The organism is Nocardia sp. NPDC059764, assembly GCF_042732555.1.
Classification (GTDB): Bacteria; Actinomycetota; Actinomycetes; order Mycobacteriales; family Mycobacteriaceae; genus Nocardia.
Window position 1 is genome coordinate 24,082 of the sequence record NZ_JBHWHH010000068.1, and the last position, 10,520, is coordinate 34,601.

Consider the following 10,520-nt stretch of genomic DNA (forward strand, 5'->3'; position numbering starts at 1 on the left):
CTACCACGCCCTCAACGCCATGCTCAACCTGTACGGACCCAACGGCGAGATCCAGTTCGACAAGGACCGGGAAGCCGCGCACCAGTACTTCCTGCAGCACGTCAACCAGAACACGGTGTTCTTCCACAACCTCGACGAGAAGCTCGACTACCTCGTCAAGGAGAACTACTACGAGACCGAGGTGCTCGACCAGTACTCGCGCGCCTTCATCAAGAGCCTGTTCCAGCAGGCCTACGCCAAGAAGTTCCGGTTCCCGACCTTCCTGGGCGCGTTCAAGTACTACACCTCGTACACGCTGAAGACCTTCGACGGCAAGCGCTACCTGGAGCGTTTCGAGGACCGCGTGTGCATGGTCGCCCTGACCCTGGCCGCCGGTGACGAGACCCTGGCGAGCGAGCTGGTCGAGGAGATCATGGACGGCCGCTTCCAGCCGGCCACCCCGACCTTCCTCAACTCGGGCAAGAAGCAGCGCGGCGAGCCGGTGTCCTGCTTCCTGCTGCGCATCGAGGACAACATGGAGTCCATCGGGCGCTCCATCAACTCCGCCCTGCAGCTGTCCAAGCGCGGCGGCGGTGTGGCGTTGCTGCTCAGCAATATTCGTGAGACCGGCGCGCCGATCAAGAAGATCGAGAACCAGTCCTCGGGTGTCATCCCGATCATGAAGCTGCTGGAGGACTCCTTCTCCTACGCCAACCAGCTCGGCGCGCGGCAGGGCGCGGGCGCGGTGTACCTGCAGGCGCACCACCCCGACATCTACCGCTTCCTCGACACCAAGCGCGAGAACGCGGACGAGAAGATCCGCATCAAGACGCTCTCGCTGGGCGTGGTGATCCCGGACATCACCTTCGAGCTGGCGAAGAAGAACGAGGACATGTACCTGTTCTCGCCGTACGACGTGGAGCGCATCTACGGCGTGCCGTTCGCCGACATCAATGTCACCGAGAAGTACTACGAGATGGTCGACGACAAGCGGATCCGCAAGTCCAAGATCAAGGCTCGCGAGTTCTTCCAGACCATCGCCGAGCTGCAGTTCGAGTCGGGCTACCCGTACATCATGTACGAGGACACCGTGAACCGGGCCAACCCGATCGCGGGCAAGATCACCCACTCCAACCTGTGCTCGGAGATCCTGCAGGTCTCCACCCCGTCGGAGTTCAACGACGACCTGTCCTACTCCAAGGTGGGCAAGGACATCTCGTGCAACCTGGGCTCGCTGAACATCGCGAAGACCATGGATTCGCCGGATCTGGCGAAGTCGGTCGAAACCGCGATCCGCGCGCTCACCGCGGTGTCGGATCAGACCCACATCTACTCGGTGCCCTCGATCGAGCAGGGTAACAACGAGTCCCACGCCATCGGCCTGGGCCAGATGAACCTGCACGGCTACCTGGCGCGTGAGCGGGTCCACTACGGCTCCGAAGAGGGTGTGGACTTCACCAACATCTACTTCTACACGATCGCCTTCCACGCCATCCGGGCGTCGAATCTGATCGCGCAGGAGCGGGGTTCGTACTTCGGCGGCTTCCCCGAGTCGAAGTACGCCTCGGGCGAGTTCTTCGACAAGTACACCGAGCAGGCGTGGGAGCCGGCCACCGAGCGGGTCCGCCAGATCTTCGCCGACGCCGAGGTCCACATCCCCACCCAGGACGACTGGCGCGAGCTCAAGGCCTCGGTCATGCAGCACGGCATCTACAACCAGAACCTGCAGGCCGTCCCGCCGACCGGGTCGATCTCCTACATCAACCACTCCACCAGCTCCATCCACCCGGTGGCGTCGAAGATCGAGATCCGCAAGGAAGGCAAGATCGGCCGCGTCTACTACCCGGCCCCCTACCTGACCAATGACAACCTCGAGTACTTCGAGGACGCCTACGACATCGGCTACGAGAAGATCGTCGACACCTACGCCGCGGCCACGCAGCACGTCGACCAGGGCCTGTCGCTGACGCTGTTCTTCAAGGACAGCGCCACCACCCGCGACGTCAACAAGGCTCAGATCTACGCCTGGCGCAAGGGCATCAAGACGCTGTACTACATCCGCATCCGGCAGATGGCGCTCGAGGGCACCGAGGTCGAGGGTTGCGTGAGCTGCATGCTCTGACGTACGCATCCGAGAAGGGCGTTTCCGGCTTCCCGCCGGGAGCGCCCTTTGTCGTTGCTGTGGCCGATCCCACGTTTGCGTCGGGCCCGATTGTGAACTCTCCAGAAGGTGTCTTTCACACTGTCGGCCGAGGTCGACGCCTGGTTAGGCTCGCCATGGTTCGGGCATCGGTTTCCATCGAATTGCGCGGGTGATGCCGGAATCGGGAAACGCATCTGTACAAGCGTTTTGGAGGTGAGTCGATCGAAACGGAGACCCATCGGGTGAATCAACCTCGCACCCGCCCGGTGGGTTCTTCGGACGTAACCGAGATCCCGCGCACCGCATGAGGAGTTGGCTTGTCGCACTGCCTGATTCGAAGACCCCGATCCGGGGCGGAGTCGTGAGGCGGCGGGCCGCCGCCGGGGTCGCGCTGGCGCTGGCGGTGATCGCGAGCTCGTCGTTCGGGGTGAGTGCCCAGGCGGGCCCGCCCGGGCGGATCGCCGCGCGGGCCGCGGTGACGCGGGTGGAGCAGGTGGGGCCGCGCTGGGAGCGCGTCGAGGTGGCCTCGGCCGCCATGGGCCGCACCGTCGCCCTCGATGTGCTGCACGGTGCCGGGGCCGGGCCCCGGCCCACGCTGTATCTGCTCGACGGCGTCGATGCCGAGGGCGTGTCCGACTGGCTGACCAAGGGGCATGCCGCGGACTTCTTCGCCGACAAACCGGTCGATGTGGTCTTCCCCGCCGGTGCGACCGGCAGCATGTACACCGACTGGCAGCATCCCGACGCCGCGCTCGGCTGGAATCGCTGGGAGACCTTCCTGACCGCCGAGCTGCCCGGCGTCATCGAACCGTATCTGCGCTCGGACGGCCGTCGCGCCATCGCGGGGGTGTCCATGGGCGCGCAGGGCGCGATGATGCTCGCGCACCGGCATCCCGGGTTCTTCAAGGCCGTGGCGGGATTGAGCGGCTGCTACTCCACCGTCGACGGGCCGGGCAGCGCGGTCACCGCGGCCACGGTCGCCTCACGCGGCGGCAATATCCTGAATCTGTGGGGCCTGCCGGGCACCTTCGATTGGCTGACCCACGACAGCACGGTGGGGGCGGAAGCCTTGCGCGGCACGGTGATCTATCTGTCGGCGGCTTCCGGTCTGCCCGGTGCGCCGGATCTGAACGAAGTGCTGAAGTCGCCGGATCGGCTGGCCGCGCTCGGCAGTGCCGCCGGCGGCGTGGTGCTCGAGGCCGGGGCCCGGGTGTGCACCGAGCATTTCTCGAAACGGTTGAGCGACTTGGGGATTCCCGCCACCGTGCACTACGAGCCGACCGGCATTCACGCCTGGGAGGATTTCTCGGCCCAGTTGGGCCCGGCCTGGGACGCCCTGGCGGCGGCCTTCGCGCCGGCGTCCGGGCGGTAGCGGGACCACCCGGGCGCCTGGGCCGCACGGTATCTCAGTGCCGGAACCCGTATCGGGGTAGTCGCCGCAGTCCGGGCCGGATCCGGCTGTCCACGGTCACGGCCAGGCCGACGTGGACGGCGGCCACGGTGAAGTCCGAGGCCTCCTGCCAGGTGGCCGCGTATTCCATGGTGAGTTCGGCCCCGTCGGCGGGTCCGCCGAGGTAGACGGTGACCCGGTGGGTGAGCGCGTCCATAGTGCTGCTCCTTGAGATCGTGCGGGGAGACACGCGAGCCGACGCCTTCGTCGGCTCGCGTGTCTCTGGTACCGAACGTAATCGGATTGCCGTGCGCGGGAACGTGTTCCGGTTTCCCCTTGGACATGTCACAAGCCGTGTGCGGGAGTTGTTGTTACACAGTGGAACAGAAACATTCTCGGCTCAAAACCTCGTCACGCGTTCACAAACCGGACCCAGCCCGATTGTGACTATTCGGAAGGCGCCTGGGCGACGAGCCCGCGCCGACCAACTGCTGAGCGTCAGCCCGCCTGATAGGTGCGCGCCACCAGCGCCGAACGCAGATACCACAGACCGGACGGCTGGGTCGGATCGAATCCGGTCAGCTGTCCGATCCGTTTCAGCCGGTAGTCCACGGTATTGGTGTGCACGTGCAGCATGCGGGCGGTGCGCTGCCGGTTCAGGTTGTTGCTGATGTGGGATTGCAGCGTCTCGAGCAGTTCGGTGTGCGCGTCCAGGGGATCCAGCAGCGACCCGAGGTGGTCGCGGCCGGGACCGGGCCGGGTGAGCTGATACTCCAGGGCCAGCTCGTCGAAGCGGAACAGGCCGCGCACCAGGCGCAGCCGGTGCACGATGTCGAGGAGTTCGTGGGCCTGGTCGGCGGCGTCCGGAATCTGTTGCGGCGTGGCCGGAACCAGCGTCGCGGTGATCGGCACCCGCGCGGCCCGCGACAGCTGCTCGACCAACTCGTCGAGTCGATCGTCGGCGACCGCGGTGGCCGGCACCAGCAGGGTGCCGCCGTCCACGCTGAGCAGCGACAGCACCTTGTCGGTGTAGCGGGTGGCCAGTTCGGCCTGCACCCGCCGCAGTTTGCGGCGCGCCACCACCGCGCCGTCCACGGTGGGGGAGTCCTCCTCCGGATGTTCCGGAATGGCCAGCGCCAGTACGTGATACGTCTCGGCGATCTCGATGCCGCACTCGCGCGCCATGGTGGAGGTGCTGTGCCCGCCCAGTAGCGCGGAGGTGAGGGTGTGCACGGCGGTGTGGTGTTCGCTCACCACCGAGCGCAGTTCGCGCACGTAGGCCATGGCCACGGCGGAGGTCATCCGGTCGAGTAGTTCCACCACCAGCTTCGCCCCGCCGACGATGTTGTCCATGTCGGCGGCCGCGATGACCAGGGTGACCTCGCCGTCCTCGTCCTCGCGGCGCACGTGCCGGGACAGGGCGCTGGCCATCACCAGCTCCGAGCCGATCTTGAAGCCCTCGTGGATGGCGTGGTGGATGGTGTCGATCGGGATGCCCTCGCGCGCCCACTGCGCGGCCGCCTCCTCGAGGCGCTTGGTCTTCTCCGGGATGTCGCGCCCGTCGAGCATGCCGACCGCCAGCTCCAGGCAGGTGCGGGTGATGACGGTGACGTCGCCGTGAATGGCGTCGCCGGGCAGAGTGCCGCACGGCGCGACCGTCTCCACGAAGTGCCCCACCATGTGCTGGGCCACGCCGCGAACATCCTTGAGCGGCGACGAGATCGGCGTGCCCGACACGGTGAGTCCGGTCCGGGCCGGAATTCCCACGGCCATCCGTGACTCCCTTCCACCCCCGGGTTGCGCCCCGTGCGGGACCTGAAACGCTAACGCAGGCCGTATGTCCGAACGGCCGGATCGATCCCTCCCTGTGATGCACAGTAATGCGCGCCGGGCGGCGCTGTGACTTCTCACATGTGCCAGGCGGATTCCGCATGACGGCCCGGCGCTGCCGAGGGGAAGCTTCACCGTGGTCGGAGCGGGAACGCGGCGGCTCGAGAGTGACACCGCGGCGCTGTGCCGAATCCGGTTCCGGCCGTGACATTCCTGTCTGCCCGCCTGGACACCGGCCACCCACCCGCCATGCCCCGGCTCGGTCCGCGCGCGGGCCGCTCGCCTAGTGGTGCGCGCCGACCGGACCGCCCACGGTGATGTCGGCCGGCGGCAGCCACAGCGTCGCGATCGCCCCGCCGCCGGCCGCGGGCTCGATGGAGGCGTTGCCGCCGTGCGTCTGCGCCACCCATGCCACCAGCGCCAGCCCGATGCCATTGCGACCGGTGCGCCCGGCCGCGCCGCGATCGAAGGGACTGGCCGACATGACCGGATCGACACCGGGACCGTGATCGCGCACGCTGACCCGTCCCTCGGCCACGTGCACCTCGACCGGCGCGGACCGGTTCACCGCGCCGTGCGTGAGCCCGTTCTCCAGCATGTTCCGGATGGCCAGGCTCAGCAGCTGCGGATCACCCAGCACCACGGTCGGATGCGCGGTCACCGTGATGCGCTCGTCGCCGGCCTCCTCGGCCACCATCTCGGCCAGCTGATCCAGCCGCAGCAGCGTGCGCTCGGGTTCGGCGATGCCCGCCTGCATGCGTGCGCGGGCCAGCAGCCCGGTCACCAGCCGCGCCATCCGGTCCGCCAACCGCTGCGCCTCGGCGAGGGTCTGCGGCACCTCCTCGGGCGCCGGCCGTGACCCGGTGAGCAGCTTCAATGTGGTGAGCGGCGTACGCAATTCGTGCGCGGCATCGCTGAGGAACTGCTCGTGCTCGCCCAGCAGGCGCAGCGCCTGAGCCTGGCTGCGACCCGCCAGCAGATACGTGACGGCGGCGGACAGCAATACCAGCAGGGTGCCGCTGATCGCCAACTCCCATACCAGGGTTCGATGTTTCCCGGCATCGGCCATGGTCTCGGCCCCGGCCAGGATGACGACGGTGGCGTCCCAGCCGTCCCAGAACACCGGACTGCCCGCCAGGGTCACGGTGCGGCCGGTGATATCAGTGGCGGTGAACCGTTTTCCGGCATAGATGACGGTCTCGGAGTGATCCTCGACCTGCGTTGCGAGCGTGGCGATCTCGGAGTCGTCGGGCAGCAGTGAGCGTTGGTAGGTGTGCGCCTGCTTCCACGGCTCACCCGGTGTGCGCATCAGCACGGCGACCGCGGTGGATCCCGTGGCCAGTTCGTCGTCCATGACCGTCGACAGGTCCAGGGCCGACTTGTCGTCCTGCTGGATGGCGCGCGCCAGCCCGCCCGCCACCCGCTCGACCTGATCATCGGCGCGGGTCTCGCGCGCGTGCGCGTCGATCGTGGCGGCCAGGAAGCCGAAGATCAGGACCGCCGCCGCGGTGATCACCGCGGCCAAGGCGGTCATGAACCACCGGGCGCGCTGGAGCCGGGCCACGGCCGGGGAGCGGTGTGCGCTCACGCCGCTCCACCGGCGATCAGGAAGCCGGTGCCGCGCACGGTCTCGATCACGCTCGGCTCCCCGAGTTTGCGGCGCAACTTGGCGACCACCGCGTCCACCACGTTGGAGGCGGGCTCGGCCATCTCGTCCCAGCAGCATTCGATGAGGTCGGTGCGGGTCACCACGCTGCCGCGGCGGGTCGCCATGAGCTCGAGGACCGCGAACTCCTTCGGGCTGAGCATCAGCAGGACGCCGCCGCGGGTCACCCGGCGGCGCATGATGTCGATGTCGATGTCCGCCACCGTGATTCGCGCGGCGGTGGGCTGGTCGCGGCGGCGGCACAGCGCTCGTACCCGCATCACCAGTTCCGGCAGCGCGAACGGCTTGGTCAGGTAGTCGTCGGCTCCGTGCTCGAATCCGGCCAGCCGGTCGTCGAGGCCGTCGCGGCCGGTGAGCATGAGCGCGGGCACCGTGTGCCCGGCGGTGCGTGCCCCCGCGACCAGGTCCAGACCGTCGCCGTCGGGCAGGCCGCGGTCCACCACCAGGCAGTCGTAGCGATTGACGGCGATCTTGAAGTCCGCGTCGGCGAGGCTCTGCGCGAGGTCCACCGCGAACCCGGCGGTACGCAACCCATCGGTCAACTCACGACACAGCTGATGATCGTCCTCCAGCACCAAAACTCGCACAGGGGCAGAGATTAGGGCATTCCGGACCCCCGCCCCAATGGCCCGAACGATCGGATTGTCGAAAAATGATCGAAAAACAATCCGGCGTCGGTCCGCGGGTCCGGAGCGGAGAAACCGGACATGGCGAGCCGCGTTAGGCAAGCCTCTGTATCCTGTACATGGTTGTTTCTGTCTGTGTCGGCGTTCGAGAAGGGGGTGAGGTCCGTGCGCGGTGAACCTCCCAGTCGAAGGCCGCGTGGCATCGCTCTCGGATTCCGTCGATAGAACAGCTTTCTGGCGACGGGGTGGGTGCGGTGCCCGCGGTGTGATCCGGTACCCCCGACCACCCTCAACCGCCACCCGGCCGAGGTTTCGCCATGACGCAGACCGAACTGCCCCCTGCCGTTCCCACGGTCGCCACCGACATCCCTGTCCCCGAACGGGATTCGCTGCGCGACATCGTCGACTGCCACCACCTGACGCCCGCCGTGGAATGGCTCGACAACCATCCGCCGCACGTCATCGCGGACGAGCTGGCCCGCATGGACGCCGTCACCGCGGTCATGTCCTTCCGGCTGCTCGACAAGGACCGCGCGCTGGCCGTGTTCGAGGAGCTCGAACCGGTGGATCAGCAGCAGATCCTGGCCGGACTGCGCGATCAGAGCTTCCGCGACCTGGTCGAGGGCATGGATCCCGACGACCGCGCCCGCATGCTGCGCGAGGTTCCCGCCAAGGTGGCCAAGCGGGTGCTGGCCGGGCTCAGCCCGCACGAACGGCGCATGACCGCCGGGTTGCTCGGCTACCCGGAGGGCTCCGTCGGGTTCTACATGACCCCGGAAGTCGTTGCGCTGCCGCGGAATCTGCCCGTCGGCGAGGCGCTGCACATGGTGCGCGCCAAGGGGGCGACCGCCGAGACGGTGTACACACTGCCCGTGGTGGATTCGGGCCGCCGGCTGATCGGCGTGGTCGAACTGCGCGACCTGGTGCTCGGCTCGCCCGACACCATGATCGCCGAACTCATTGCGTCCGAACCGGTCTCGGCGCGCGCCACCGGTTCCGCGGAGAAGGCGGCCCGGCTCATGCAGGGCGCCAACCTGATCAACCTGCCGGTGGTCGACAGCGAGGACCGACTGGTCGGGCTGCTCACCATCGACGACGCCGTCGAGGTCATCGAGGCCGCCGACTCCGAGGACATGGCGCGGCAGGCCGGCACCTCCCCGTGGTCGGGCCACTACATGGCCGCGGGCGTGTTCCAGCTGGCCCGCTACCGGGCGCTGTGGCTGATGCTGCTGCTGGTCGCGGCGACCCTTACGGTCACCGTCACCAACTTCTTCGAGCCCACCCTCGAACAGGCCGCGCACCTGGCGCTGTTCATCCCCCTGCTCATCGGCTCCGGCGGCAACGCGGGCGCGCAGGCCGCCACCACCTGCGTGCGCGCGCTCGCGGTCGGCGAGGTGCGGGTCTCGGACCTGCTCGCGGTGATCTGGCGCGAATGCCGGGTCGGGCTGCTGCTGGGCTGCATGCTGGCCGCCATCGGCATGGTGATCGGCACGCTGTTCGTGGGGCTGAAGATCGCGGTGGTGGTCGGCATCGCGCTGGTGATCATCTGCGGATGGGCGGCGACCATCGGCGGCACCATGCCGCTGCTGGCCAAGAAACTGCGCATCGACCCGGCCGTCATCTCCGCGCCCATGGTGACCACGCTGGTCGACGCCACCGGTCTGGTCATCTACTTCACCACCGCGAAGGTGGTACTCGGCATCTGATCGGCTAACCCGGGGTGGGTCCGCGAGGGTCTACCCCGGTGCGCTGTGACGGATTGCACCGCTGTAATTTTCTGCCGTTGGTGACGTGCTTGCCCATCTCCGTTTCGGATTCTCGCAGGACAACGCGATAGACACGTGAAGACACAACCTATTGTGCTGCGCGGGGATGTCACCTACCAGTAGTAGTGTTCATGGCAAGGGAATTCGCAGGGTCCGGAAGCTGAGAAGGGTGTGTGAGCGGGGCGTGAAGCTCATCGATCGAGTTAGTGCGATCAACTGGAACCGCGTGCAGGACGAGAAGGACTCGGAGGTCTGGGATCGACTCACCGGCAACTTCTGGTTGCCGGAAAAGGTCCCGGTGTCCAACGACATCCCGTCGTGGAACACGCTGACCGCCAATGAGAAGCAACTCACCATGCGGGTGTTCACAGGTCTGACCCTGCTCGACACCATCCAGGGCACGGTCGGCGCGGTCAGCCTCATCCCCGACGCGATCACCCCGCACGAGGAGGCGGTGCTCACCAACATCGCGTTCATGGAGTCGGTGCACGCCAAGAGCTACAGCTCGATCTTCTCCACGCTGTGCTCCACCCGTGAGATCGACGAGGCCTTCCGCTGGTCCGAGGAGAACCGGAACCTGCAGCGCAAGGCCGAGATCGTGCTCGAGTACTACAACGGCGAGGACCCGCTCAAGCGCAAGGTGGCCTCCACCCTGCTGGAGTCCTTCCTGTTCTACTCCGGCTTCTACCTGCCCATGCACTGGTCCTCGCGGGCCAAGCTGACCAACACCGCCGACATGATCCGCCTGATCATCCGCGACGAGGCCGTGCACGGCTACTACATCGGCTACAAGTACCAGAAGGGCCTGGAGCTGGTCTCCGAGGCCGAGCGCGAGGAGCTCAAGGCCTACACCTTCGAGCTGCTCTTCGAGCTCTACGAGAACGAGGTCGAGTACACCCAGGACCTCTACGACGAGGTCGGCCTGACCGAGGACGTCAAGAAGTTCCTGCGCTACAACGCCAACAAGGCCCTGATGAACCTCGGCTACGAGGGCCTGTTCCCCAAGGACGAGTGCGAGGTCAACCCCGCCATCCTCTCGGCCCTGTCCCCGAACGCCGACGAGAACCACGACTTCTTCTCCGGCTCGGGCTCCAGCTACGTCATCGGCAAGGCCGTCAAC

8 protein-coding genes are annotated in these 10,520 nt (G+C 67.2%); 4 read left to right on the top strand and 4 right to left on the bottom strand.

The window, feature by feature from the left end:
* The first annotated feature begins 19 nt into the window (after positions 1-19).
* Entirely contained in the window at positions 20-2,101 is a 2,082-nt protein-coding gene (nrdE, locus tag ACFV4K_RS17250) for a class 1b ribonucleoside-diphosphate reductase subunit alpha (RefSeq protein WP_379275876.1), read from the top strand.
* A gap of 382 nt (positions 2,102-2,483) precedes the next feature.
* Positions 2,484-3,494, top strand: a complete 1,011-nt coding sequence (locus ACFV4K_RS17255; protein WP_379275860.1) for an alpha/beta hydrolase — start codon at positions 2,484-2,486, stop codon at positions 3,492-3,494.
* Between the two features lie 34 nt (positions 3,495-3,528).
* Here ACFV4K_RS17255 and ACFV4K_RS17260 read toward each other — a convergent pair whose 3' ends face one another.
* The 4 genes from ACFV4K_RS17260 to ACFV4K_RS17275 form a co-directional block, all read right to left on the bottom strand.
* Positions 3,529-3,729: a hypothetical protein gene (locus tag ACFV4K_RS17260; RefSeq protein ID WP_357096321.1), complete on the bottom strand. Its 201-nt coding sequence runs from the start codon at positions 3,727-3,729 to the stop codon at positions 3,529-3,531.
* Positions 3,730-4,010: 281 nt separating this feature from the next.
* Positions 4,011-5,285: a PucR family transcriptional regulator gene (locus tag ACFV4K_RS17265; protein WP_379275862.1), complete on the bottom strand. Its 1,275-nt coding sequence runs from the start codon at positions 5,283-5,285 to the stop codon at positions 4,011-4,013.
* Between the two features lie 340 nt (positions 5,286-5,625).
* Complete coding sequence (locus tag ACFV4K_RS17270; RefSeq protein ID WP_379275864.1) at positions 5,626-6,930, bottom strand: sensor histidine kinase; 1,305 nt, start codon at positions 6,928-6,930, stop codon at positions 5,626-5,628.
* Positions 6,927-7,595, bottom strand: coding sequence for a response regulator transcription factor (locus ACFV4K_RS17275; RefSeq protein ID WP_379275866.1), 669 nt, complete (start codon positions 7,593-7,595; stop codon positions 6,927-6,929). The genes ACFV4K_RS17270 and ACFV4K_RS17275 overlap by 4 nt, the downstream gene beginning before the upstream one ends.
* A 356-nt stretch (positions 7,596-7,951) precedes the next feature.
* Between ACFV4K_RS17275 and mgtE the strand changes: the two genes are divergently transcribed.
* Together mgtE and nrdF are read left to right on the top strand one after the other, a co-directional pair.
* Complete coding sequence (gene mgtE / locus ACFV4K_RS17280) at positions 7,952-9,340, top strand: magnesium transporter (RefSeq protein ID WP_379275868.1); 1,389 nt, start codon at positions 7,952-7,954, stop codon at positions 9,338-9,340.
* A gap of 244 nt (positions 9,341-9,584) precedes the next feature.
* On the top strand, positions 9,585-10,520 hold a 936-nt coding region (nrdF, locus tag ACFV4K_RS17285; protein ID WP_379275870.1), incomplete at its 3' end, for a class 1b ribonucleoside-diphosphate reductase subunit beta.

What these genes read in the sequence shown, in the direction of transcription:
- nrdE (WP_379275876.1), top strand. Translation starts at nt 20, where the DNA reads ATGCTCAACCTGTACGGACCCAACGGCGAGATCCAGTTCGACAAGGAC.
- ACFV4K_RS17260 (WP_357096321.1), bottom strand. Translation starts at nt 3,729, where the DNA reads ATGGACGCGCTCACCCACCGGGTCACCGTCTACCTCGGCGGACCCGCC.
- ACFV4K_RS17265 (WP_379275862.1), bottom strand. Translation starts at nt 5,285, where the DNA reads ATGGCCGTGGGAATTCCGGCCCGGACCGGACTCACCGTGTCGGGCACG.
- mgtE (WP_379275868.1), top strand. Translation starts at nt 7,952, where the DNA reads ATGACGCAGACCGAACTGCCCCCTGCCGTTCCCACGGTCGCCACCGAC.